At 34.0% G+C, this 24,949-nt stretch carries 20 protein-coding genes; 15 read left to right on the top strand and 5 right to left on the bottom strand.

Annotated features, from left to right (window positions below):
* Nucleotides 1-333 precede the first annotated feature (333 nt).
* From LPB88_RS17820 to LPB88_RS17795, 6 genes are all read left to right on the top strand, one after another.
* Nucleotides 334-1,395, top strand: a complete 1,062-nt coding sequence (locus tag LPB88_RS17820) for a sterol desaturase family protein (RefSeq protein ID WP_230716995.1) — start codon at nt 334-336, stop codon at nt 1,393-1,395.
* 5 nt (nt 1,396-1,400) lie between these two features.
* A complete protein-coding gene (locus tag LPB88_RS17815; RefSeq protein WP_230716994.1) occupies nt 1,401-2,120 on the top strand; it encodes a thioredoxin domain-containing protein in 720 nt (239 codons plus the stop codon).
* A gap of 75 nt (nt 2,121-2,195) precedes the next feature.
* Nucleotides 2,196-3,458, top strand: a complete 1,263-nt coding sequence (locus tag LPB88_RS17810) for a YeiH family protein (protein WP_230716993.1) — start codon at nt 2,196-2,198, stop codon at nt 3,456-3,458.
* 174 nt (nt 3,459-3,632) lie between these two features.
* Nucleotides 3,633-5,276 (top strand): arylsulfatase, encoded by a 1,644-nt coding sequence (locus LPB88_RS17805; protein WP_230716992.1) that lies wholly within the window; start codon nt 3,633-3,635, stop codon nt 5,274-5,276.
* Nucleotides 5,277-5,457: 181 nt separating this feature from the next.
* A complete protein-coding gene (locus LPB88_RS17800; protein ID WP_230716991.1) occupies nt 5,458-6,378 on the top strand; it encodes a family 2A encapsulin nanocompartment shell protein in 921 nt (306 codons plus the stop codon).
* On the top strand, nt 6,362-8,296 hold the full coding sequence (locus tag LPB88_RS17795) for a family 2A encapsulin nanocompartment cargo protein cysteine desulfurase (protein ID WP_230716990.1): 1,935 nt from the start codon (nt 6,362-6,364) through the stop codon (nt 8,294-8,296). Before LPB88_RS17800 ends, LPB88_RS17795 begins: the two co-directional genes overlap by 17 nt.
* Before the next feature lie 148 nt (nt 8,297-8,444).
* Here the strand turns inward: LPB88_RS17795 and LPB88_RS17790 are convergent, their stop codons facing one another.
* On the bottom strand, nt 8,445-9,449 hold the full coding sequence (locus LPB88_RS17790; RefSeq protein WP_230716989.1) for a glycosyltransferase: 1,005 nt from the start codon (nt 9,447-9,449) through the stop codon (nt 8,445-8,447).
* Nucleotides 9,450-9,728: 279 nt separating this feature from the next.
* Nucleotides 9,729-10,982 (bottom strand): ornithine--oxo-acid transaminase, encoded by a 1,254-nt coding sequence (rocD, locus tag LPB88_RS17785; RefSeq protein ID WP_230716988.1) that lies wholly within the window; start codon nt 10,980-10,982, stop codon nt 9,729-9,731.
* Between the two features lie 201 nt (nt 10,983-11,183).
* On the opposite strand from rocD, the gene LPB88_RS17780 reads away from it, so the two are divergent.
* The 4 genes from LPB88_RS17780 (at nt 11,184) to LPB88_RS17765 (ending at nt 14,746) form a co-directional block, all read left to right on the top strand.
* Nucleotides 11,184-11,636: an Lrp/AsnC family transcriptional regulator gene (locus LPB88_RS17780; protein WP_089352538.1), complete on the top strand. Its 453-nt coding sequence runs from the start codon at nt 11,184-11,186 to the stop codon at nt 11,634-11,636.
* Nucleotides 11,637-11,767: 131 nt separating this feature from the next.
* On the top strand, nt 11,768-12,541 hold the full coding sequence (locus tag LPB88_RS17775) for a dienelactone hydrolase family protein (protein ID WP_230716987.1): 774 nt from the start codon (nt 11,768-11,770) through the stop codon (nt 12,539-12,541).
* 170 nt (nt 12,542-12,711) lie between these two features.
* Nucleotides 12,712-13,722, top strand: a complete 1,011-nt coding sequence (locus LPB88_RS17770) for a DUF3667 domain-containing protein (RefSeq protein WP_230716986.1) — start codon at nt 12,712-12,714, stop codon at nt 13,720-13,722.
* Nucleotides 13,723-13,729: 7 nt separating this feature from the next.
* On the top strand, nt 13,730-14,746 hold the full coding sequence (locus LPB88_RS17765; protein ID WP_230716985.1) for a M28 family peptidase: 1,017 nt from the start codon (nt 13,730-13,732) through the stop codon (nt 14,744-14,746).
* Nucleotides 14,747-14,912: 166 nt separating this feature from the next.
* Here the strand turns inward: LPB88_RS17765 and rho are convergent, their stop codons facing one another.
* Entirely contained in the window at nt 14,913-16,784 is a 1,872-nt protein-coding gene (gene rho, locus LPB88_RS17760) for a transcription termination factor Rho (protein WP_230716984.1), read from the bottom strand.
* Between the two features lie 183 nt (nt 16,785-16,967).
* Between rho and LPB88_RS17755 the strand changes: the two genes are divergently transcribed.
* From LPB88_RS17755 to LPB88_RS17745, 3 genes are all read left to right on the top strand, one after another.
* The gene (locus tag LPB88_RS17755; RefSeq protein ID WP_230716983.1) at nt 16,968-17,375 is read left to right on the top strand and encodes a DUF4293 domain-containing protein; all 408 of its coding nucleotides are present in this window, start codon (nt 16,968-16,970) and stop codon (nt 17,373-17,375) included.
* A 158-nt stretch (nt 17,376-17,533) separates the two neighbouring features.
* The gene (locus LPB88_RS17750) at nt 17,534-18,196 is read left to right on the top strand and encodes a response regulator transcription factor (RefSeq protein ID WP_230716982.1); all 663 of its coding nucleotides are present in this window, start codon (nt 17,534-17,536) and stop codon (nt 18,194-18,196) included.
* 36 nt (nt 18,197-18,232) lie between these two features.
* A complete protein-coding gene (locus LPB88_RS17745; protein WP_230716981.1) occupies nt 18,233-19,153 on the top strand; it encodes a sensor histidine kinase in 921 nt (306 codons plus the stop codon).
* Nucleotides 19,154-19,160: 7 nt separating this feature from the next.
* Here LPB88_RS17745 and LPB88_RS17740 read toward each other — a convergent pair whose 3' ends face one another.
* Both LPB88_RS17740 and LPB88_RS17735 read right to left on the bottom strand, forming a co-directional pair.
* Entirely contained in the window at nt 19,161-19,655 is a 495-nt protein-coding gene (locus tag LPB88_RS17740) for a metallophosphoesterase (protein ID WP_230716980.1), read from the bottom strand.
* Between the two features lie 274 nt (nt 19,656-19,929).
* The gene (locus tag LPB88_RS17735; RefSeq protein WP_230716979.1) at nt 19,930-21,846 is read right to left on the bottom strand and encodes an SPFH domain-containing protein; all 1,917 of its coding nucleotides are present in this window, start codon (nt 21,844-21,846) and stop codon (nt 19,930-19,932) included.
* A 407-nt stretch (nt 21,847-22,253) separates the two neighbouring features.
* Between LPB88_RS17735 and truA the strand changes: the two genes are divergently transcribed.
* The gene (truA, locus tag LPB88_RS17730) at nt 22,254-22,988 is read left to right on the top strand and encodes a tRNA pseudouridine(38-40) synthase TruA (protein WP_230716978.1); all 735 of its coding nucleotides are present in this window, start codon (nt 22,254-22,256) and stop codon (nt 22,986-22,988) included.
* Nucleotides 22,989-23,057: 69 nt separating this feature from the next.
* Entirely contained in the window at nt 23,058-24,812 is a 1,755-nt protein-coding gene (locus tag LPB88_RS17725) for an ABC transporter ATP-binding protein (protein ID WP_230716977.1), read from the top strand.
* Nucleotides 24,813-24,949 lie beyond the last annotated feature (137 nt).

Genomic DNA, 24,949 nt, shown 5'->3' with positions numbered 1-24,949 from the left:
GGCTATTATACAAGCGCCAAAAGTGTTCTTAATAGCCCGGATCTTAAATTCAAAAATAAAAACTGTAAACTATTGTAACAAAATTCTACAATAATATTAAATTAAACTCTACTAATTTTATAGAATTAATAGTTTTATTTTTAAATTTACGACTTAAAATAATTCAAAGAGTTTTAAAAAACATACAACCATATAATATACATTAAGATGAAAAGAGTAGACTATGAAATTATAGGGAAAAAAATCATCGTGGGAGCGACCGTTTTTTTAGTTCCGCTAGTCATATTAGCGGGAGGTTTAGCATTAATTAATCAATTTTTAAAATAAGAAATCATGGCAATAGTTCAAAGAGAAAAACTTACAAGAGATCTAATTATCAGTCTTTTTATTTACAGTTTGCCTGTAGTGGCAATTTTCCTTTATTTTAAACTAACAAATGGTGTTGTAGCAGAATCGCATATTACATTACCATCATTTTTAGAATTTTCGAAACCCGCATTCGAACACATCAGAACTTGGGGATTAACCGTTTTTATGTTGGTTTTGGGTATTATCGAATTTGGCGCAGGTTTATATGATGATCAATGGACCGGTCAGGAACGCAAAGTAGATATCATTTGTTTCCTTGCTCCAAAATTGCTTTTACCACCGGTAATTGCTTTTTTCAGCTTAACAGCTTTACCATATTTAATCCCAAATTTGGCTAACACGCTTTCATGGGTTCCGTTTTGGGGAGGTTTTTTCCTTATCGCAATTGCTGATGATTTAACGCAATACTGGTACCACCGTTTACATCATCAGGTACCGTTTTTATGGCGTTTTCATAGAACACATCACTCGGCTCCATACATGGGAATGGCAATGGCTTCAAGACAAAACTTTATTTATACAGTATTCTTTTCGCAAATTTACTTAACAGCAACTTTAACGTATTTAGGTTTAGGATTACCGGCATTATTTGTTTTAGTAATTAAAAGTTTTATCACTTTGGGAGCGCACTCAAGTATTGCTTGGGACAAACCGTTTTACAAATACAAAGTTTTGCATCCTATTGCGTGGGTTTTAGAACGCCTAATTTCAACTCCTGCAACGCATCACGCACACCATGCTGATACAAGTGGTGACGGTGTTGGGCACTTTAAAGGCAACTTCGGAAACATGTTTTTCCTTTGGGATGTTATCTTCGGAACCGGGTTAATCACCCGCAAATTCCCGAAATCATACGGCACTAAATCATACAAACAAGAAGAATGGTATGCTCAGTTTTTATGGCCAATATTCAAATCTAAAAAAGAAGGAAGTCCACTTGCCGAAGGTGTATTATCATTGCCAATAAAAGCAAGATCAGAGAATGTTACACCAAGTCCGGTTTATTACGAACAGGCTCAATCTTAAAAATCATGAAGAAAAATAAAACAATCAAAAACAGTATTACAATGTTAATACTGTTTTTATCTATAATTGGTTTTGCTCAAAATGAAAAATCAAACACCGTTTCGCTTGAGGTTTTTTACACGAAAATTCAGAGTCAAAAAAATCCGCAGGTAATTGATGCCAGAGGTCCCGAAGAATTTGCTTTAAACCATATCATTGGGTCTATAAATTTTAACTCACAATCAGCCGATTACAACAAACAAATTGCTAAATTAGATCAGTCAAAACCAGTATTTATCTATTCGATTGGAGCAGGAAGAAGTGTACAGCTTGAAAAAGAATTACTGAAAATCGGTTTTTCAGAAGCATATACTTTAGAAGGTGGAATTGCCAATTGGATTGGTGGCGGGAAACCATTTTTTGCCAATTCGAAAAGTAAATTAACTTTAGCCGAATACAAAAAAATCATTTCTGAAAATAATGATGTTCTGGTTGATATTGGTTCTAAATATTGTGGCGCCTGCAAAAAAGTAAAACCAGTTTTAGAAACCATCAAGGCACAATATGGAGATAATTTAAAAATCGTAGAAATTGATTTGGAAGATAATCCGCAAGTAATCGCTGATTTAAAAACAGTGAAGGTTTTCCCCACTTTAATTTTGTATAAAAAAGGAAAAATAGTATTTAAAAAAGATGGCTTAGGTGACTTGAAAAATGATGTTGATGTGGCTTTAGCTTCAAAATAACAATTTAAAATCATTGATTTAATCTCCTGCAAGGTTTTGAAAACCTTGCAGGAAAACAAACTAATAAACATAAAAATGTCGACCCAAACAAAACAATTTACCCTTCACGAAGATTGGACAGTCGTTATTCTGGGTTTTATCATAATCGGAATTTCTCTTTTTATTTTTCTTCCTGAAATCCCCATATTCAAATGGTCAACCGGAACAGATTTACGTAATGATGTCTTTGATTCCATAAATCTAAAAATCATTCTATTACAATTTATATATTTCATTTCTATTGGAACAATCGGTGCTTTTTTAGTTGGAAAATCGGTTAAAAACTTCCTGTTCGTTTTCCCTATAATCTATATACTAACAATTCTTGCTTTAATTATTGCAGGAAACACAACCATAAAAGGGCTCAATCTCGAAGCCGTAATTTTTAGTTTGATTATCGGTTTGGCAATTGGTAATTTTTTCAAACTTCCTCAGTGGTTTCGCTCAGCACTTTCCACAGAAGTATTTGTAAAAATCGGATTGGTTTTATTGGGAACCAGTGTTATTTTTTCAGACATTCTAAAAGCTGGTTCTTTGGGATTATTTCAGGCTTTGATTGTGGTTTTATCCGTTTGGTATTTTGCTTTTTGGTTGTGCAAAAAACTAAAAGTCGACGACGAATTGACAATGATGATTTCCAGCGCTGTTTCTATCTGTGGAGTTTCTGCAGCAATCGCAACATCTGGAGCAATTAAAGGAGATTCTAAAAAACTATCGTATGTTATTTCGATTGTCTTGGTAACCGCAATTCCCATGATGACTTTAATGCCCATAATTGCTAAATATTTCAACTTTCCAGAAGAAGTTACCGGAGCCTGGTTGGGCGGAAGTATTGATACTTCGGGCGCAGTTGTCGCATCTGGAACTTTGGTTGGCGAAACAGCATTGAAAATTAGTACCATTGTAAAATTCTCTCAAAATGTATTGTTAGGATTAGCCGCTTTTGCCATTTCCGTTTATTGGACTTATACCCATAATAAATCGGTAGAAGCTGTTGAATCAAAACCAACTCTCGGTGTGATTTGGGAACGTTTTCCAAAATTTGTACTTGGATTTATCGCTGCTTCATTAATTTTCTCTTTTCTACTTACGCCAGAAGTTAGAGATGAAGTAAAAGACAGTTTAAAGAATATTCAGGGAATTTGGTTTGCTTTAGCTTTTACGAGCATAGGTTTAGAAACCAATTTTAAAGATTTATTGAGTAACAACAGCCGAAAACCTTTATACGCCTTTTTGATCGCACAATTATTCAATGTAATTATCACGCTGATTATTGCCTTTTTGCTGTTTGGTAAATAATCATATCTATAATCTTTGTCATCCTGAACGAAGGACGGATTAAAATCCATCCCTACAATATAATCCGTTCCTCCGGAACTCTTTATAAAATTCCGGAGAAATGATAAATTTTGTAGCAAGGGATTTTAATCCCTTGAAACGCAATGATTTCGACAAATTAAAATATCAATCATAATGAAAAAAACACTTATTACATTCAACCTTTTATTAGCCTTAAGCTTTACAATTCATTCGCAAAATCAAACAAAACCCAACATTGTTTTAATTATGGTGGATGATATGGGTTATTCTGATTTAGGGAATTATGGCTCGGAAATCAAAACTCCTAATCTGGATAAATTGGCTCAGGAAGGTTTGCGCTTACGCGAATTTTACAATAATTCGATCTGTGCGCCTACAAGAGGGTCTTTGTTAACAGGACAATATCAACACAAAGCCGGAATGGGATTTTTTGATGTAAATCTGGGATTGCCAGCCTATCAGGGATATTTAAATAAAGAATCATTGACCTTAGGTGAAGTTTTTCGTTCTGGTGGTTACAGCACTTTGCTTTCGGGAAAATGGCATGTTGGGTCTGAAGATCAGGCGCAATGGCCGAATCAGAGAGGTTTTGATAAATTTTATGGCATTTTAAAAGGAGCTGCAAACTATTTTGACACTAAACCTTTGCCTTTCGGAAAAACACCTTATCCGGTAAAACTAATCAGAAACAATGAAGAACTGCATCCAAAAGATGATTCGTATTATTTTACAGATGAGATTGGAAACAATGCAGTGACTTTCCTGGACGAACAAAACAAAGAAAATAAACCATTCTTTTTGTATTTAGCATTTACGGCTCCGCATTGGCCCTTGCAGGCAAAACCTGTTGACATTGCCAAATACAGAGGGAAATTTGATGAAGGCTGGGATGTTTTAAGAGAAAAAAGAATTGAAAAACTAAAAGCAAGCGGCATTTTACCTGCTGACCAAACTATAGCGCCAAGAGATCCTGAAGTGCCGGAATGGAGTAAATTGACTTATGACGAAAAACAATTCTGGAAAGCAAAAATGGAAGTTTACGCTGCAATGGTCGACAACATGGATCAAAATGTGGGGAAGGTTTTGGAGAAATTAAAAGCGCTGAAAAAAGACAAAAATACATTGATTATTTTCATTTCAGACAATGGTGCGCAAGGAGGTTTTAATACTTATAATCCGCTAAATCGTGGTTTGGTTCGAAATGACGGACCTGTTGGAACTTCGGGATCATTTGATTATCAAGAACAAAACTGGGCTTATTTATCAAATACTCCCCTTCAGCAGTATAAAAATAATATGCACGAAGGTGGCTTCAGTTCTCCTTTTATTGCTTGGTTTCCCTCTAAAATTAAAGCGGGCAGAATCGATAAAGGAACCGGACATATCATTGACCTCGCTCCTACTTTCTATGAATTGGCCGGAATTGAATACCCAAAAGAATATAATGGTGTGACGACAAACCCCTTGGTTGGAAGCAGTTTGTTGCCTGTTTTATTTAATAATGTTTCGCAGGTCGATAGAGGCGCACCATTATTTTGGGAAAGAGCCGGAAACAGAGCCGTAAGAGATGGTAAATGGAAATTAGTATCGACATATCCATCCTACGAATGGGAACTTTATAATATAGAAACGGACAGAGGTGAAACCACAAATGTGGCACAGCAAAATCCCGGAATTGTAAACAAACTTTCGGCTGCTTATTTTGATTGGGCAGATAAAACCGGAGTTGTAGAATACAGTAAATTCAAATTAAAAACGGAAGTAATGCCTGGTGGAGCACTTTTAAAAAGACAATAAGTAAAGACTCTTTAATTCTAACTATCAATAACTTATAAATTATTTAAAGTAAATTAAACCTCATTTATTTTTGAGCGCTTTTATTTTTAACATAAATTTACTTATAGCATAAAATAGGACTTTGTCACTTGAAACCTATTAACATCTTAAAACAAAAAAATAACCTTTAAAGCATTAAATCATGGCTGAATCAAAACAACAACAGACCGCATTAGGCGATGTAGCGGCAAGACAATTAGCAATTGCAACACGTACAGTTCCTCAAATTGGAACCATATCTCCACGTTGGCTAACGCATCTTTTGCATTGGACACCGGTAGAATCTGGTGTATTTCGTTTGAATAAAGTAAAAGATGCAAGTCACATAGAAGTAGATTGTTCTACAAGAGACGAAAAAGTTTTACCAAACACTTTTGTCGATTATATTGATAATCCACGAGAATACAATCTAGCTGCAGTTCAAACAATTGTAGAAGTTCATACACGTGTTTCTGATTTGTACAGTAAACCATACAATCAAATTTCAGAACAGCTTCGTCTGGCAATTGAAACCATCAAAGAACGTCAGGAAAGCGAATTAATAAACAATAAAGATTATGGCTTGTTGAGCAACGTTGCTCCTTCGCAAATTATAAAAACAAGAACTGGTGCACCAACTCCAGACGATTTAGACGAATTACTGACTAAAGTTTGGAAAGAACCGGGTTTCTTTTTGTTACATCCTTTGGCAATTGCTGCTTTTGGCCGTGAGTGTACACGTCGTGGAGTTCCGCCTCCAACAACTTCTTTATTTGGATCACAGTTTTTAACATGGAGAGGAATTCCGCTAATCCCATCAGATAAATTGCCAATCGTAAAAGGAAAATCAAAAATCATTCTTTTAAGAACAGGCGAAAGCCGTCAGGGTGTAATCGGGCTTATTCAACCTGGATTACAAGGGGAACAATCTCCTGGATTATCGGTTCGTTTTATGGGAATAAATGAAAAAGCTATTGCTTCTTACCTTGTATCTCTATATTGCTCATTGGCAATTTTAGTAGATGATGCCATCGCTGTTCTTGAAGATGTAGAAATAGGAAAGTATCATGAGTACAAATACTAACAACAACGGTTTACCAAACATTGACGATTTGCAAAATTTAGCAAACGAGCTGTTCAGGACTTTACCCAATGAGTTTCCGAAAGAAATTTCGTTGACTCCAGATAAAAGTGAACATCCTCGTGCGACTAAAATTGCAGAAACGTTATTGCAGTCCGGAAATGTAGGTAATACAATTCCGATTTCTGCACAAGATCCGTTGAATATTCAGCCAACCCAAAATTCATTTAGCGGTTTTGGAGCGACTCCAACTGTTGCTAATTATAGCAATACGGGAGCCTCGGCTTTATATCCAAATGCCGGAGCCGGATTTAATCCCCAAAGCGGCGTTACAACATCAGGAGTTCAGGAAGATTATAATGTTAATATGAATAATCCGCATACCGGTTTTCATGATTCTAATTTAAAAAATGGAGAATCGCTACAATTGAACGAAGACTCGTTTTTCTCTCAATTATTGTTGAACAACCAATATTTGCCATTTCAAACGGAGAATTCTTCTTTTGAAATTGAATTACAAACGGCTTTAGCAACAGTTGATACACAATTTAAAAGACGCGACATTTCTCCATTAAATGGAAATGGACTAGGAAACAACTATTATTTCTTAGATCAGAATCCTTTTGCTTTTGATAAAAAAAGTCCAAATGCAATCGTAGGAAGTACTTTTGGTTCTAAAGAAATCAGTGGTGCTACAGGTTCTCATTTTAATGCAGAATTAATCAAAAAAGATTTCCCGATTCTAAGAGAAACCGTAAATGGAAAACCTCTGGTTTGGTTTGATAATGCAGCAACAACTCAAAAGCCACAATCGGTAATTGATCGTATTGCGTATTTCTACGAACATGAAAATTCAAATATTCATCGTGCAGCGCATGAATTAGCGGCACGAGCTTCTGACGCTTATGAAGACGCACGCGAAAAGGTAAAAACCTTTTTGAATGCAGGTTCTGTAAATGAAATTGTATTTGTTCGCGGCGCAACTGAAGGAATTAATTTGGTAGCACAAAGTTGGGGCGATCAGAATTTAGTTGCTGGAGACGAAATCATTGTGAGTAATCTGGAACATCATGCGAATATTGTTCCGTGGAAACGATTGGCTGATAAAAAAGGATTGAAACTAAGAGTGATTCCGGTTGATGACGACGGTCAGATTCTGCTTGATGAATATGCGAAACTGCTGAATCCGAAAACACGTTTGGTTGCTTTTACCCAAGTTTCAAATGCATTAGGAACTGTAACTCCTGCTAAAAAAATTGTCGAAATGGCACATTCCGCTGGAGCGAAAGTTTTAATCGACGGCGCACAATCCGTTTCTCACATGAAAGTGGATGTTCAGGATTTAAATCCGGATTGGCTTGTTTTTTCGGGACATAAATTATTTGGTCCAACAGGAATTGGCGCATTATACGGAAAAGAAGATTTACTAAACGAAATGCAACCATATCAAGCTGGCGGAAATATGATTCAGGATGTGACTTTTGAGGAAATCAAATACCACAAAGCACCCAATCGTTTTGAAGCAGGAACAGGAAATATCGCTGATGCAATTGGTCTTGGAGCTGCTATTGATTATGTGACAAAATTAGGAATTGACGCAATCGGGCAATACGAACATTATTTGTTAGAATATGCCACAAACCTCTTAAAAGAAATTCCTGGCGTAAGATTAATTGGAACTGCAAAAGATAAAGCAAGTGTACTTTCTTTTAATCTTCAAGGTTATTCAAATGACCAGGTTGGTCAAGCGCTTAACAAAGAAGGTGTTGCCGTAAGAACCGGACATCATTGTGCACAGCCAATTTTACGACGAATGGGTGTTGAAACAACTGTTCGTCCTTCGCTGGCATTTTACAATACCACTCAAGATGTAGATACGTTTATTAAAACCTTGTGGGAACTTAAAAAAGTTAGGTTTTAAAATAAAAAAAGAGTCAATGCTTTATAAACATTGACTCTAAAGAAATAGTTACTTTTTTTGATATTTTAAGTAATTATAACCAGAAGGCGTTCGCTGTGGCGAACGCCTTTTTATAGTATAAATATAACGATTTAAACTTTCAATATATTTAATGTTTATACTCTTTATAAAAAAAATCTTTAGATCTTTCCTTATTAAAAAATTCACGATTATGTAGAACCGATTCATGTTTATCTTTAAATTTCCCTGCCATTTCATTATAGTAAACAGCTTTTTCAATATCACCATTATTGTAATAACAAACTGCTAACTCTATAGCAGGAACAAAGTTCCAAGAGTCAACCATAATTATACTAGCATCATTAGGAATTTTCAACGTTAATATATGTTCATACAAATAAATGGCTTTTCGATAATCTTGATTTTCTTTATAAATAGCTGCTATTTCACAGCAAGATTCTGCTCTGGGAATATCATAAGAAAAACTTTGGAAAAAATATTTCAAGGCATTATCATTATCCCCTAATACCTTATAAATTTTACCAATTTCTAAACAAGCATTTATATTATCACCAGGGGCACCTTGTTTTGTATCTAGAAATTTATTAAAGTATTCAATTGCTTCTATATGTTTGTTGTGATCTCTTAATTCTCTTGCATAATAGTATAATGATCTTGAAGAAAAAGGTATTTTTTTACGAAGCTGTTCTTCATAAATTTTTAAATTTCTATCTGAAAAGACATCTATTTTTTTATGTGTTACAGCAATTTCAGATATTAAGTAATTGTCACGATATTCAATGTATTCATGAACAGGATCATTCCATTGATAATTATTAAGTCTCTTTAGTAATCTTTCTCTATGAAAAGAATATATCGGATTATTATTGTTGTCAACGACATAGTTATATTTCATCAAAACTATATCAATTTCTGGGCTAAGTGTCTTCTTTAAATCCAAAAATGCTGCTTTATCCTTTTCAATTATAATATCGTCTGCATCTAACCACAACTGATAATCCATTGTGGCTTTAGAAAAGGCAAAATTTCGTGCTGCAAAATCATTTATCCACTCAAAGTCATAGACTTTATCAGTAAATGAATAAGCTATTTCTTTCGTTCGATCATTAGAACCCGTATCAACAAATTTCATCAACAATTTCCTTTACAGAATTAAGGCAATTTGCTAATGTATCTTCTTCATTTTTTACGATCATACAAAGACTTATTGTTACCATATCTTATCCGAATAAATTAATAATTTGCTTATTTGTGATTTTTTTTTGCAAAATTAATTCACCTAACAAGTTCTTAATAGCCTTCAAAAGGTTTAATTATGTTAAAATAGTACTATTGTTTTAAAGCAAAAAAAAAAACATATTCGACGTTCCGAATATGTTTTTTAAAGTTTTATAAACTATGCATTTATTAGTTAATCTCTAAAATCGTTCAGTGATTTCTCGATAATTTCAAGACATTCCTGAATTTGTTCTTCTGTCATTACTAATGGCGGTGCCAAACGAATTTTATTCCCGTGAGTTGGTTTTGCTAATAATCCGTTATCTCTGAATTTTAAGCAAATTTCCCAAGCCAAATCAGAATCCTCTCCACAGTTAATTACAATAGCGTTCAATAAACCTTTTCCTCTAACTAAAGTAATTAAGTTATTGCGTTCTTTAATTTCGTTTAATCCTTTTCTTAAAATAATTCCTAAACGTTCAGCGTTTTCTGCTAAATTTTCTTCTTTAACCACTTCAAGAGCCGCAATTGCAACAGCTGCAGCAACAGGATTTCCTCCAAAAGTAGATCCGTGTTGTCCAGGTTTAATTACATTCATGATTTCGTTATTTGCCAAAACTGCCGAAACTGGATAAACTCCACCAGAAATTGCTTTTCCTAAAATCAAGATATCCGGTTGTACATTTTCGTGATGAACGGCTAATAATTTTCCGGTACGCGCAATTCCCGTCTGAACCTCATCTGCAATAAACAATACATTATGTTTCTCACACAACGCTTTTGCTTTCGCCAAATATCCTTCTGATGGTACATAAACTCCTGCTTCACCCTGAATTGGTTCTACTAGGAATCCTGCTATATTTTTTGATGATTCTAAAACTTTTTCAAGAGCTTGAAGATTATCATATTCTATTTTTATAAATCCTTCTGTAAATGGACCAAAGCTTTTACGGGCAGTTTCATCATTCGAAAAAGAAATAATTGTAGTTGTTCTTCCGTGAAAATTATTCTCGCAAACAATAATTTGTGCTAGATTTTCGTGGATTCCTTTTACTTCATAAGCCCATTTTCTACAAAGTTTCAAAGCCGTTTCAACCGCTTCTGCACCAGTATTCATTGGTAATACTTTATCAAAACCAAAATAATTGGTTACAAATTCTTCGTAGTTTCCTAATTTATCATTGTAAAAAGCACGAGAAGTCAAAGACAATTTCATTGCCTGATCCGTCATTGCTTTTACAATTTTTGGATGGCAGTGACCTTGATTTACTGCAGAATAAGCCGATAAAAAATCATAATACTTTTTTCCGTCAACATCCCAAACATATACTCCTTCTCCTCTTTCTAACACAACTGGAAGTGGATGATAATTGTGAGCTCCGTATTTGTTTTCTTTTTCGATCAAAACCTCAGACTTTGATGAAAGTACTTCTTGCTTATGTCCCATGATAATTTATTTTTATTGAAGCAAAAATATAAAATTTATTTATTTAAATGCAATAATCAACATGTTTTAACTCAGTAATAGCTTTTATAAAAACAAAATCACTTATTTTAACACAATTACAAGTCATTTTACCTTTCATATTTAAACAACAAATGATAGTTATTTTTATCTTTACATAAATTAAACGAAAAAAAATATTGCATGGATATCTTAGACGAGTTTGACATTAAAATTATAAAGGAATTAGAAAAAGATGGGCGAATTGCATATTCTACCATTGCTACTAATTTAAAAATTTCAAATACTATGGTCCACCAACGTATTAACCGTTTATTTGAACAAGGAATCATAACAGGCATCAAGCCTATTTTGAACGAAAAACAAATTGGTTACGATTGGGCTTCTTTTACGGGTATTACACTAAATAAGGATTCCGATTCAGAGCGAATTATAGAAGCGTTAAAAGAAATACCTGAAATTACAGAATGTTATTTTGTAACAGGATCTTTTACACTTTACCTTAAAATTACAGCAAAAAACCACGAACACATGCGTAGAATATTATATGAAAAAATTGATAATATTCCTGGAATTGCTAAAACAGATTCAATGATTGAATTAGGTTGCGCTTTTAAACGAAATATCACTTTATAAGCATTCACAATAATTTAAATTTCAATAGATTATTAATTCCGAAAGCCAAATGTTAGAAACCTCAGAAGAAATGACTTTTGAGGTTTTTTTGTAACATATTATTTCTGATATTTGTTAAAAATTGTGAAAACATGAAAAATTCTGCCCTACTCATTTTTGCTACTATATTGTTTTCTAACACTATAGATGCGCAATTAAAACCTGTAAAATATGCCGATGGTACTCAGGTATTAAACGGTTTATCAATAAAATCAGCTAAGAAAAGCACTAACAATCCTGGTATTCTGCTTATACCTGCGTGGCTTGGAATCGATAAAGCTTCAAAAGATATTGCCGAGAATTTATCAAAGCTGGGCTATACCGTTTTTATCGCTGATATTTATGGCGAAGGAAACTATCCAAAAAATACAACAGAAGCGGGAAAAATATCCGGTCACTATAAAACTAATTATGCCGAATATCAAAAACGTATCAATCTGGCTTTACAACAATTGATAAAATCTGGCGCAAATGCTGATAATATTGTAGCTATTGGATATTGTTTTGGAGGGACAGGAGTTCTTGAAGCAGCCCGCGGACATTTGAATCTAAAAGGTGTTGTTTCATTTCATGGAAGTTTAGCCAGAGATGCAAGTCGCCCTGTAGAACCAATTACTACAAAAGTTTTAGTTTGTCATGGTGCTGATGACCCATACGAATCTAAGGAAGAAATTACTGCTTTTCAGCAAGAAATGCGTGATTCAAAAGCCGATTGGCAAATGATTTATTACGCAAATGCTGTTCACTCTTTTACAAATCCCGAAGCAGGAAACGATAATTCTAAAGGCGCTGCCTATAATGCTGTAGCTGCAAAAAGATCATTCGAACACTTACAGCTTTTCCTAAATGAAGTTTTAAAAAAATAAAGTTTAAGCCCACAGGTTTAACGGGTTAAACGGATTTACACAGATTATTTTAAAAAAGTGATCCCACAGGCTAAAAAGAAACCAGCGTAAACCCGTTTAATCCGCATCATCCGTGGTCAAAAAAAACATAAAAACTAAACCATAAACCACATCAATCAATAAAATAACCAATGTCACACAGTCCGATTAGAAAAGACAAAACCTGCTTAAATTGCAGACATGTTGTCGAACAAAAATTTTGTCCAAATTGCGGACAAGAAAATACAGATAGCAGAAAAACATTTCATCACTTATTTATCCATTTCTTTGAAGATTTGACGCATTATGAAAATGCTTTTTGGAAAACCATCAAAAACTTACTTTTCAAGCCTTCTACTTTAACCAAAGAATATCTGTCAGGAAAACGATTGTCTTATCTGGCTCCTGTCCGTTTGTATATTTTTATAAGCTTTATTACTTTTCTTTTAATTGCCTTATTTCCAAATAAAGTAACTGAGAATCTTAACAAAAGTGAAAAAGAAATCAGCTCACAAATTGCCAAATCCAGCAAAGACGAAACTAAAAGTCACAGTGATAAAAACTACTTGCAGGAAAAAACGATGAAACAACTCGATAAAAAATACTTTAAACTAAAGTCGATGAAAGAAATCGATTCGATTCAAAAGTATGGCAAGGAAAGTGAAAAACTTACAGAATTTCAATATTGGATTTATGAAAAAGCTACACATGTCACTGAACATAATACTAAAAGGGAAATTATTGAAAAATTTATAGAATCTTTTATTCATAATATTCCAAAAATTCTATTTATTATAATGCCATTCTTTGCCTTCTTTTTATGGATTTTTCACAACAAAAAGAAATGGTTCTATTTTGATCACGGGATTTTCACGTTACATTATTTTTCATTTTTACTTTTAATTTTTCTGATTTTATTTATTATCACCAAAGTAATTGGCTTATTTGGAGAAGACACTCCACTTACTGCGGTAGGTAATATTATTAATTTCGTAGGTATTCTCTGGATGTCATATTATTTTTATCCAGCACATCATCGTTTTTATGGAGAAAGCAGAATCGTTTCATTTGTTAAAAGTTTTATCTTATTTTTTATAAACTTCTTTTTTATCCTATTTTTACTCGTTTTTTATATGCTATATATATTTATCAACTTACACTAACTAATCAATGAAAAAAATTTTAGTTCTATTATTAATTGCGTCTGCATTTTCATGTTCGACTACGAAAGACGCAATCCCTAAAGACAACTCAGATCCAACAAAATATGTGAAATCTATTTCGGAAAAAGATCTAAAAAAAATGCTTTATATTGTAGCTTCTGACGAAATGGAAGGCCGCGAAACAGGGTCAAAAGGTCAGAAAAAAGCAGGTTTGTATATGATCGACCAATACAAAAAAAATGGTATTTCGTTTCCTAAAGGAGCAACTGATTATTACCAACATGTTCCTGCCGCATTCTTAAATGCAAAACGCAATGAAAACTTACCAGATTCTGAAAACATTTGGGCTTATATAGAAGGTTCTGAAAAACCGAATGAAGTTTTAGTAATTTCAGCACATTACGATCACGTTGGAGTTAAAAATGGAGATATTTATAACGGAGCTGATGATGACGGATCTGGAACTGTAGCAGTTATGGAAATAGCAAAAGCATTTGCAAAAGCTAAAAAGGAGGGTCATGGTCCAAAACGTTCTATTTTATTCCTTCATGTAACTGGTGAAGAGCACGGTTTACACGGATCTCGTTATTATTCTGAAAATCCATTATTTCCAATTGCTAATACCATTACAGATATCAATATTGATATGATTGGTCGTCGCGATGTAGAACACGCTAAAACAAACAATTATGTTTACGTAATTGGTGCCGATAGATTATCTACTGATTTGCATAATATTGTGGTGGCTCAAAATGATAAATACACCAAACTAGATTTAGATTTTAAATTTAATGATCCTAAAGATCCAAACCATTTTTACGAGCGTTCTGATCATTATAACTTCGCAAAAAACGGTATTCCGGCAGTTTTCCTTTTCAACGGAGTTCACGAAGATTACCACGGTAAAGGCGACGAACCTCAAAAAATTGAATACGACGCTTTGACAAAAAGAGCACAACTGGCTTTTGTCATTGCCTGGGATTTAGCAAATAGAGAGAATAGACCGGTAGTTGATAAAAAATAGGCTCAAAGGTTCAAGTAGCAAAGGTTCAAAGTTTTTTTTATAGATAAAGTCTATTTAGAGCAAAACAAAAAGGGATGAGTTATTAAAACTCATCCCTTTTTTTATTTTTATAGATTTCCAAAGGAAACCTAAGAACCTTTGCTACTCTGAGCCTTTGTCCCTTTCTCTAGTCATTCATAGAAATCAAAAACTCTTCGTTGTTTCTGGTTTTTTTGAAACGGTCGTTTACAAAATCCATAGATTCTACCGGGTTCATATCTGATAGATACTTACGCATAATCCACATCCTTTGTAAAGTTTTTTCGTCTAATAATAAATCATCACGACGTGTACTTGACGAAGTAAGATCGATTGCAGGGAAAATACGTTTATTAGCGATTTTACGATCCAATTGAAGTTCCATATTACCGGTACCTTTAAATTCTTCAAAGATAACCTCATCCATTTTAGAACCTGTTTCAGTCAATGCAGTTGCGATAATACTTAATGAACCACCGTTTTCTACATTTCTTGCAGCTCCAAAGAAACGTTTTGGTTTTTGTAATGCATTTGCATCAACACCCCCACTTAATACTTTACCAGAAGCTGGCTGAACAGTATTATAGGCTCTTGCCAAACGTGTAATAGAATCTAATAAGATTACAACATCATGCCCACATTCTACCAAACGTTTTGCTTTTTCAAGAACAATATTAGCAATTTTTACGTGCTCTTGTGGCTCTCTGTCAAAAGTCGAAGCAATAACTTCACCACGCACGCTGCGTTGCATATCTGTAACCTCCTCAGGACGCTCATCAATCAAAAGAACAATAAGGTAAACTTCAGGGTGATTTGCAGCAATTGCATTTGCAATGTCTTTTAACAACATTGTTTTACCCGTTTTAGGCTGAGCGACAATCATACCACGTTGTCCTTTTCCTATTGGAGAGAATAAATCGATAATACGAGTTGAAACTGAACTGCCTTTTTCGGCTAATTTGAATTTTTCAGAAGGAAAAACTGGTGTCAAGTGTTCAAAAGAAACTCTGTCGCGAACAACTTGCGGATCGTGACCATTGATTTTAAGTACACGAACTAAAGGGAAAAATTTCTCGCCTTCTTTTGGAGGACGAACCACTCCTTTTACAGTATCTCCGGTTTTAAGACCGAATAATCTGATTTGTGAAGTTGATAAATAAATATCATCCGGAGAAGCTAAATAATTATAATCTGATGAACGTAAAAATCCGTATCCGTCGGGCATCATTTCAAGAACACCTTCACTTTCAATAATTCCGTCAAATTCAAAGTCTGAATCTCTGAAATTACTCTTTTTATTTTTATGATTTGGGTTCTGATTTCCGCTACTCACATTTCCATTTCCATTTGGATTTTGGTTTGGGTTTTGGTTCGGATTCGGGTTTTGGTTTGGATTCTGATTTTTATTCTGGTTCGGATTTATCTTTTTTACCGGAGCAGTACCTTCTGTTTTTTCTGCGAATTCTTTCTTTTCTTCTACTGGAGCCTGAGCCTCAGGAGCTGTTTCTCCAACTTCTTCAGAACCTACTTCTTTTGCAGCTTCTTTTTCTTTTTGCAAAGCAACCTTTTTCTCGTAAGCTGATTTATTAAACTTAACAATTTTAGGCCCTTTTTTCTGTATTTCTTTATTTTCAGAATCTTCCTGAACTTCTTGTGTTTCTTCTTCCTTTGAAACTTCTTCTGCTTTTGGGGCTTGTTGAGCCTTTGGATTTGCTTTTGAAATCACAGGAGTTTTAGGTTTTTCAGGAGCTTCCTCTACCTTATCAAATTCTAAAACAGGAGCATCTTTTGAAACTGCTGTTTTTTTTGCCGGAACAATTCTTGCTCTTTTCGGTTTATCATCCTCCACTTTTTCGGCCACAGCATTAACCGGCGGCGCTACAGTCGATTCCTGATGTGCTAAAATCTGACTTATTAAGGTCTCTTTTTTAACGCCATTAAACTTTATAGTTTTAGCTAACTTAGCTATTTCTTGAAGCTCAGAAAGCTTCATTTCTTTTAATGCAGAAATATCAAACATGAATGTTCTATGAATTTAATTATTTTAAAGGAAATACTGTAAAAAGAATAGGTAGATATTTTATTTCAATTGCCCGCAGTATGAAGTGCTTACGGTATTATGATGCAATAATACGAATAAAATTTAATCATACAATAGTATTTTAAAAAAAGAAAATATATTTTTGTAAAACAATTTTAGATCATGATACAAAGAATTCAAACTATATATTTACTTCTTGCATTTTTAGTGACAGGAGTTTTAATGTTTTTTATTCCGCTTTGGACATTAAACGGTAAAGCATTTTATTTTATGCAGGACCAATTTTTCACCATTTTATTAGGTCTAAGTACGATGCTTACTATTGTTAGTATCATTTCATTCAAAAAAAGACAAAATCAGTTTGTGATGAACAGACTGAACATAATATTAAATTTAATTTTATTAGGATTATTTGTATATCGCTCTCTAAATTTATCTGGAGAAACTAACGTTTCTGAGAAAGGTATTGGGATGTTTCTTCCTATTGTTGCTATCGTGTTATTAGTTTTAGCTAATAAAGCCATCAAGAAAGACGAAGATCTCGTAAAATCTGTAGACCGTTTGAGGTAAACCTATAAACTTAATTTTTTTGTGCGAAGAGAACCCGAATTTTATATTCGGGTTTTTTTGTGCCTTTTTTATACCTTATAAAGACATAAATTAATCCTATAAGGCAATTCTACAGGAGAATTCCTTTCTAAATTTGCCCATTATTTCCACAAGTACCAATGAAACATAAAATAAGGATACATCTTGCCGATGATCATCAAGTACTTATTGATGGGTTAACCAACTTATTATGTACAGTCGATAACTTTGAAGTTGTAGGTAATTCTAAAGATGGAACCACTATTTATGAAGATGTTGTACAAAATAATGCTGATATTTTGGTTTTGGATATAAGCATGCCCAAAAAAGACGGTATCGAAGTCTTAAAAGAATTTAGCCAAAAGAGATTTCCTTGCAAAGTAATTATTCTGTCCAGTTATGATGATTTAAAAATCATAAAAGAAGTAATGAAATTAGGCGCTAATGGGTATCTCACAAAAAAATGTGCCGGCGAAAATATCATCGAAGCAATTGAAGCTGTTTATCAGGGGCAAGAATACTTTTGTGATGCTGTAAGAGAAAAAATATTCAACACATTTACTCAAAACAATCCCAAATTAAATAAAAACATCTATACTGAGAATCAGATTTTAAGTCCTAGAGAAATTGAAATTATTACACTGATTTCGCTTGAATACAGCGGAAAAGAAATTAGCGAGCAACTTTTCATAAGTATCAATACCGTTGAAACCCACCGAAAAAATATCATGAAAAAATTACAAACCAAAAATACCATTGGTCTTGTAAAATATGCTTTAAAAAACAACTTGATTAATCCTTGAATTTGAACCCAAAGGATTTTTCTTAACTACTATTTTATGCCTTTTTTTAGAGTTTTTATATCACTCCTTATACTTATTTCTCTAAATGAAAACCTTGCATTTGGCCAGCAAAATAAAGCACCAAAAGAATCAGGTAGTTTATCATCTGAAATTATCAAAAAAAGAAATACAGCTGAGTTTCGAAAGCTTGATCAATTAGGCAATAAAAAAGTGATTAGCTTGTCTATTATACTTGTAATTATCTTGTTTTTTCTATTCTATCTTTATTATCAGAATAACAAATTAAAACAAAAAATTAAGCGAAAAGATACCAAACAAAAAATACTCCTTAATGTTATAAATGCAGGAATCGATACTCAGGAAATCGAACGAAAAAAAATCGCATCGTTTTTACATGACAATATCAATTCCTTATTATCTTCTGCAGGATTACATCTAAACGCTTTTACAACGCAAAACAACGTAAAATCTGAAGAAATTCAGAAAGCAAAAAGCATTTTATCAGAAGCTCATGATCTTTTACGTGATATGTCAGATGACTTAGTTCCTACTTTATTACTGCGCTTTGGTTTAATTTATACTTTGGAAGATTTATGCGAAAGAAATTCTAATTCAAGTATTCTCTTTGAATATTCAAGTACTATTTTGACCGAAAAAAGATATACTGAAAAATTTGAAATGAAACTTTATTTTATTGTAACCGAATTATTCAACAATATCATAAAACATAGTGACGCCAAAAAAGCAAAAATTTCATTGTCTGAAAAACAAAATCATTTCACAATTATCATTCACGATGACGGCAAGGGTTTTAAAACTCAAAAACTAAAAGAAGTCGAAGGCTTTGGTTTAAACCGAATTAGAGCAAGAATTAAGAAATATAAAGGAACGATTTCTATTGTTTCTAACGAAAATGAAGGAACTAAGATCAAAATACTAGTTCCTTTACCACATTAAATCATTATTATTTTTTACCAATTTCGACAATTTCAAGATCTTTGATTTTATCGTCATCAATTACAAATCTAAGCATTGTACGAACTTGATGAAAACCGCTTTTTCCTGCTGCACCTGGATTCATGTGCAATAAATTGTTCTTTTTATCGAAAATCACCTTTAAAATATGTGAATGCCCGCAAATAAACAATTTAGGCGGATTCAAGGTCATTTCTTCTCTTATCGCCGGATTATATTTTCCCGGATAACCACCAATATGCGTGATCCAAACCGATACATTTTCACATAAAAATCTGTTGTGCAACGGAAATTCTAATCTTGCCTGTGCATCATCAATATTTCCGTAAACGCAACGTAAGGGTTTTAACTTTTTTATGGTATCCGTAACATTCAAATCGCCAATATCTCCCGCGTGCCAAACTTCATCAGCCTGTACTACATATTTTAAAATGGTATCGTCGATATGACTGTGAGTATCGGAAAGTAGGAGGATTTTTTTCATTTTTTTTTAAAGGTACAAAGGCTTAGAGGTGCAAAGGTACAAAGGTTTTCTTTAAAGTTACTAAGGTTCTGAGATACTAAGACTCTAAGTTTTTTTTACTTGTCTTTTTTGTTAAACATAAAAAAATCCGATCTGCTTTCGCAAATCGGATTTTTAAATTGGGTGTTAGATACACTACTGTGCATCTCTACGTTTTACATTTTATGCTTTTACGTCAAACATTTTACAATTAACATTTCACATCTAACCTCTAACGTTTCACACCTATAAACAATTATTGTTTTTTAGGACCTTTACCGTCTTTGGAATCTTTAGTGTCCATCATTTCCATTAGCTTTAAACCTAATAAGCCACTTATAGAACCATCAGAACCACCGTTTCCAGAAATTAAAACATCAGGAATTACTTTGATGTTTCCTTTACCAATTTCTTCGGTTACTTTATATCTCGTAAAGTTATCTCCACCCATTGCGCTAACCTGAAGTTGGTACGATTCAGCAGTAGATTTACCAATTGCCATAATTTTCTCCGCTTCAGCCAAACCTGTTTTTGAGATTCTTTCAGCTTCTGCACTTGCGTTTAGTTTTGTTGCTTCTGCCTGTGCCCCCGCTCTTGCTTTTGTCGCTTCGGCTTCTGCATTTGCGCGCATTTTTGTTGCTTCCGCTTCAGCGTTTACATTCAGTTTTAAACTGGTTGCATCTCCTTCTGCTTTTTTAACTGTTGCATCTGCGGTACGTTGTGCAATTTCAACACTTTGCGAAGCGCGAACAATTTCTTTTTGCATATCTGCAATCGCCGTTTCTTTCTCCATTCCCTGACGTTGTTCCTGCGCCATCCTTTGCGTTTGATATGTTTTTTGCTCTTCTTCGGCTAATTTTCTATCTGTCAAAGTTTTCATCAACGAATCTGGCGGAACGATATCTCCAATCAATGTATCAACGGCATTTACATTATACTCATCAAGTACTAACTTAATATGATTTTTAGCCGATTCTTGACGCTCTTTTCTGGTAGACAAGAAAGAAATAACATCGCTGTCTTGTGCCGAGTTTCTAAAATAGTTACCAATTGTAGGTTCTAAAACCTGAGAAACCAAATTGTTCATGCTTCCAAAACGTGCAATTACTTTTGGCGCTTCAGCTGCAGGAACGTGGATAATCTGAGCTACGTCAAGATTAAACGGGAAACCGTCTTTTGAACGAACTGTAATCGTAGAAAGATTTTTATCTAAATCATGCGATTCACTTCTCGCATTTGCCCAGTTTAGAACCAAGTTTGTTGTTGGAACAGCTTCCAACTTAGTTGTGTATTTATTCAATGCATATTTTCCAGGCCCAAGTGGTTCCATCCAAACACCGCGTTGTCCTTTTGAAACAATATTTCCGTGTTTAAAAGTATCTCCGGTCACATCTTGTCCGTCTTCACCGATATACGAAATCACAACACCAACATATCCAATAGGCACATCAGTCATTGGGTTTTGCTCGATTTGTACTCCCCATGTATTAATGTAATATGATCCTGCCAACATTACCTGAGGTTGTAAACCACGATTTCCGCCAGTATCCAAGAACTTGTCAAAATCCTGAAAGTTATTATGTCCTTCAACAAATTTTCCGGCAATTTGTCCTTGCGGAATTGGTTCTCCATCAAGAGCTGTTACGATCCCAATCATGTTCTCATAAATCTTGATTTGGTCTGCGATTACAATTTCAAACAAAAACGTATTAATACGATACGAACCTGTTGTAATAAAAGCAGTCTGACGCCCTTTTTGCCCACCATTGTCTAAGAAAAAAGTAGCATCCTGAAAATTATCACTGTCTACTTTTCGGGCTAAGATTCGTCCTGTTGGAATTTCCTGTCCGTCTTTACTTAAAACCAATCCAATTTTTCCTTCCGGAATAACGGTAAATCCAGACATATCGATTGAATATTGCCAGATCCACATTCCCCAGTATAAACCCGGGGCAAGCGTTTTTGCCTGATAACCAGCTTCGCCTTTTGTTGCAATAATACGCCCATCCGGAAGTGACTTATCGGCTCCAAACAAAACAAATTTCTTGGTTACTAAACCAATTTTATCCTCAGGAACCATTACCATTCCGAAGAAAACACGCAAAATAAACTTGTAAAAAATAATGGAGAATAAGATTAAAATTATCCACCAGTAAGAAGTAATTTCATTCATAGTTTTTGATATTTAAGCTACAAACATAGGAGAAATATTTCCTATTAAAATGAAATATTTTCAAAATTAACTTTTGCCAATTTTTCTTAAAAAATGTTAAAAAAAGACTCATTTTCTAACGTTAGAATTGTCAATTTCTGACACGATTTTTTGCTGGATAAACTATGATTGGTATTTTGGACGTTAACAGTTTTTAAGAGAGATTCAAAGGCTCATAGAGGCAAGGGCTCAAAGGTTTCTTTTGCGCAAAATAAAAATCGCCTCTTATATTTTTCATCCCGAATGTTAGACGCACTGCCGTGCGTCTCTACCATAAAAAACCTTTGAACCTTTGTACCTTTGCGACTTTGAACCTATAAAGAAAAAAATCTTTGTACCTTTGCATCTGAGAACCTCTGCACCTTAAAATGAGATATTTTATTCAATTTGCTTATAACGGAACACATTATCACGGTTGGCAATTTCAGCCTAATGCTTCTTCTGTTCAGGAAACTTTAAACAAAGCACTTTCGGTTTTATTAAGTACACCTATAAATGTTATGGGCGCCGGACGAACGGATACTGGTGTTCATGCGCAGGAAATGTATGGTCATTTTGATTTTGAAACTCCAATTGATGTTCCGAATTTAGTGCACAAACTGAATTCGTATTTACCAAAAGACATTGCAATCTTTGATCTTATCCTGGTTCATAACGATGCGCATTGCAGATTTGACGCTACTAAAAGAACGTATGAATATCATATCAACACTGTTAAAAATCCGTTTTTGGAGGAATTGAGTTGGTACTTTAATCAAAAATTAGATGTAGCTTTGATGAATGAAGCGGCAAAAATTTTATTGAAACATACCGATTTTCAATGTTTTTCGAAAGTTAATACGGATGTCAATACATTTGATTGCACGATTTTTGAGGCTTGTTGGAAACAAGAAAACAATAAGCTGATTTTTACCATATCGGCAAATCGTTTTTTACGAAATATGGTTCGTGCCATTGTGGGAACTTTGGTAAATATTGGTTTGCATAAAATCACTCTGGATGATCTTGAAAATATCATCGCAAGCAAAAGCAGAGAGAAAGCTGGGTTTTCGGTTCCGGCACACGGATTGTATTTAACCGAAATTTATTACGATTATATATAGCTATAAGCTATAGGCAATAAGCAGTAAGCCTTATGCCTAAAGCCTAAAGCCTAAAGCTTAAAAAACTAAATGAAAGCAAAAGCATTTGATACCGGATTATTCAAACGAATTTTAAAATATACTAAACCTTATAAATGGCGCTATTATGGCGTTATTGTTTTTGCAGTTTCCCTTTCGATTTTTGCAGCACTTCGACCTTATTTATTAAAGCAAACAGTTGACGGTTACATTAAAACGCATGACAAGCATGGTTTATTAATGTACATTATATTAATGGGCGTTGTGCTTTTATGTGAAGTATTCTCTCAGTTTTATTTTGTGTTTTGGGCAAACTGGCTTGGCCAGGATATTGTGAAAGACATTAGAACCAAACTTTTCAAACATATTCTAAGTTTTAGAATGAAATATTTTGATTTGGTTCCGGTTGGACAATTGGTTACCAGATCAGTTTCGGACATTGAATCGATCGCGCGTATTTTCAGTCAGGGATTGTTTATGATTATAAGTGACTTAATGAAAATGTTGGTTGTACTTATTTTTATGTTTTACATGAACTGGAAACTGACCTGGATTGTGGTTGTTGCCATGCCAATTTTGGTTTATATCACCCGAATTTTTCAACGCAAAATGCAGGTTGCTTTTGAGGAAGTTCGTACGCAAATTGCCAATATGAACTCTTTTGTGCAGGAACGTGTTACGGGAATGAAGATTGTTCAGCTTTTTAATCGTGAGAAAATTGAAGCCGAAAACTTTAGAGTTATAAATGACAAACACAGAGTTGCGTGGATAAAAACGATTCTGTACAACTCGATATTTTTCCCTATTGCTGATATTATTTCGTCAATTACTTTAGGATTAGTTGTCGTTTATGGCGGATTTAAAATCCTAAACGGAGATCATTTTACAACTTTTGGAGATTTATTCTCTTATACTATGTTTATAGGTATGTTGTTTAATCCATTACGTCAAATTGCAGATAAATTCAACGAGATGCAATTAGGAATGATTGCTGCCAATCGTGTTTTTGATATTATCGACACGCAAGATCATATTCAGGATACCGGAACAATTGAAGCGCCAATTTTTAATGGAAGTATTGAATTTAAGCAAGTCCGTTTTAGTTATATTCCTGAGGAGGAAGTTATAAAAGGTATTGATTTATCTGTCGATGCGGGACAAACGATTGCAATTGTTGGATCGACAGGAGCAGGAAAATCTACCATTATTAACTTATTGAATCGTTTTTACGAAATCAATAGTGGTACAATTTTTATTGACGGTCATAACATTGAGAACTATACTTTGGCTTCTTTACGAAAACAAATTGCGGTGGTTTTGCAAGATGTATTTTTGTTTGCCGATACGATTTACAACAATATTACTTTGCACAATCCTGAAATTACTCGCGAACAAGTTTTGAATGCTGCCAAAAAAATTGGCGTGCATGATTTCATTATGAGTTTACCTGATAATTATGATTTTGATGTAAAAGAACGTGGTGTAATGCTTTCGTCAGGACAACGTCAATTGATCGCCTTTTTGCGTTCATACGTGAGTAATCCAAGTATTTTGATTCTGGACGAAGCTACTTCGTCAATTGATACTTATTCTGAAGAATTGATTCAGCGCGCAACAGAAACGATTACTAAAGGAAGAACTTCGATTATTATCGCGCATCGATTGGCAACAATTGTAAATGCTGATAAAATTGTGGTCATGGATAAAGGTTTGATTGTAGAACAGGGAACACATCAGGAATTACTGAATAAAGTCGACGGTTACTACAAAAACCTCTACGACTCGCAGTTTTCAGTAGCCAACTAGGTTTTCAAATGCTAAAAAAGTTCTTAAAAAAGTTAAATTAGCGTTATAGGAATCATAAATGTGAGGGTTCAGAACCAGCACGATAGCAGTCTTTTTTATTTGATTCTTTATCTTTGAGAAACAGAAATCAAATGTAA

The organism is Flavobacterium sp. JAS (genome assembly GCF_020991455.1).
Lineage (GTDB): Bacteria > Bacteroidota > Bacteroidia > Flavobacteriales > Flavobacteriaceae > Flavobacterium.
The sequence above is the reverse complement of the archived record's forward strand: the minus strand, read 5'-3'. Positions and strand labels throughout refer to the sequence as shown.

Bases quoted from the DNA above. Each gene is read 5' to 3' on its own strand.
- LPB88_RS17820 (WP_230716995.1), top strand. From the start codon at position 334: ATGGCAATAGTTCAAAGAGAAAAACTTACAAGAGATCTAATTATCAGT.
- LPB88_RS17815 (WP_230716994.1), top strand. From the start codon at position 1,401: ATGAAGAAAAATAAAACAATCAAAAACAGTATTACAATGTTAATACTG.
- LPB88_RS17810 (WP_230716993.1), top strand. From the start codon at position 2,196: ATGTCGACCCAAACAAAACAATTTACCCTTCACGAAGATTGGACAGTC.
- LPB88_RS17805 (WP_230716992.1), top strand. From the start codon at position 3,633: ATGAAAAAAACACTTATTACATTCAACCTTTTATTAGCCTTAAGCTTT.
- LPB88_RS17800 (WP_230716991.1), top strand. From the start codon at position 5,458: ATGGCTGAATCAAAACAACAACAGACCGCATTAGGCGATGTAGCGGCA.
- LPB88_RS17795 (WP_230716990.1), top strand. From the start codon at position 6,362: ATGAGTACAAATACTAACAACAACGGTTTACCAAACATTGACGATTTG.
- LPB88_RS17790 (WP_230716989.1), bottom strand. From the start codon at position 9,449: ATGAAATTTGTTGATACGGGTTCTAATGATCGAACGAAAGAAATAGCT.
- rocD (WP_230716988.1), bottom strand. From the start codon at position 10,982: ATGGGACATAAGCAAGAAGTACTTTCATCAAAGTCTGAGGTTTTGATC.
- LPB88_RS17780 (WP_089352538.1), top strand. From the start codon at position 11,184: ATGGATATCTTAGACGAGTTTGACATTAAAATTATAAAGGAATTAGAA.
- LPB88_RS17775 (WP_230716987.1), top strand. From the start codon at position 11,768: ATGAAAAATTCTGCCCTACTCATTTTTGCTACTATATTGTTTTCTAAC.
- LPB88_RS17770 (WP_230716986.1), top strand. From the start codon at position 12,712: ATGTCACACAGTCCGATTAGAAAAGACAAAACCTGCTTAAATTGCAGA.
- LPB88_RS17765 (WP_230716985.1), top strand. From the start codon at position 13,730: ATGAAAAAAATTTTAGTTCTATTATTAATTGCGTCTGCATTTTCATGT.
- rho (WP_230716984.1), bottom strand. From the start codon at position 16,784: ATGTTTGATATTTCTGCATTAAAAGAAATGAAGCTTTCTGAGCTTCAA.
- LPB88_RS17755 (WP_230716983.1), top strand. From the start codon at position 16,968: ATGATACAAAGAATTCAAACTATATATTTACTTCTTGCATTTTTAGTG.
- LPB88_RS17750 (WP_230716982.1), top strand. From the start codon at position 17,534: ATGAAACATAAAATAAGGATACATCTTGCCGATGATCATCAAGTACTT.
- LPB88_RS17745 (WP_230716981.1), top strand. From the start codon at position 18,233: ATGCCTTTTTTTAGAGTTTTTATATCACTCCTTATACTTATTTCTCTA.
- LPB88_RS17740 (WP_230716980.1), bottom strand. From the start codon at position 19,655: ATGAAAAAAATCCTCCTACTTTCCGATACTCACAGTCATATCGACGAT.
- LPB88_RS17735 (WP_230716979.1), bottom strand. From the start codon at position 21,846: ATGAATGAAATTACTTCTTACTGGTGGATAATTTTAATCTTATTCTCC.
- truA (WP_230716978.1), top strand. From the start codon at position 22,254: ATGAGATATTTTATTCAATTTGCTTATAACGGAACACATTATCACGGT.
- LPB88_RS17725 (WP_230716977.1), top strand. From the start codon at position 23,058: ATGAAAGCAAAAGCATTTGATACCGGATTATTCAAACGAATTTTAAAA.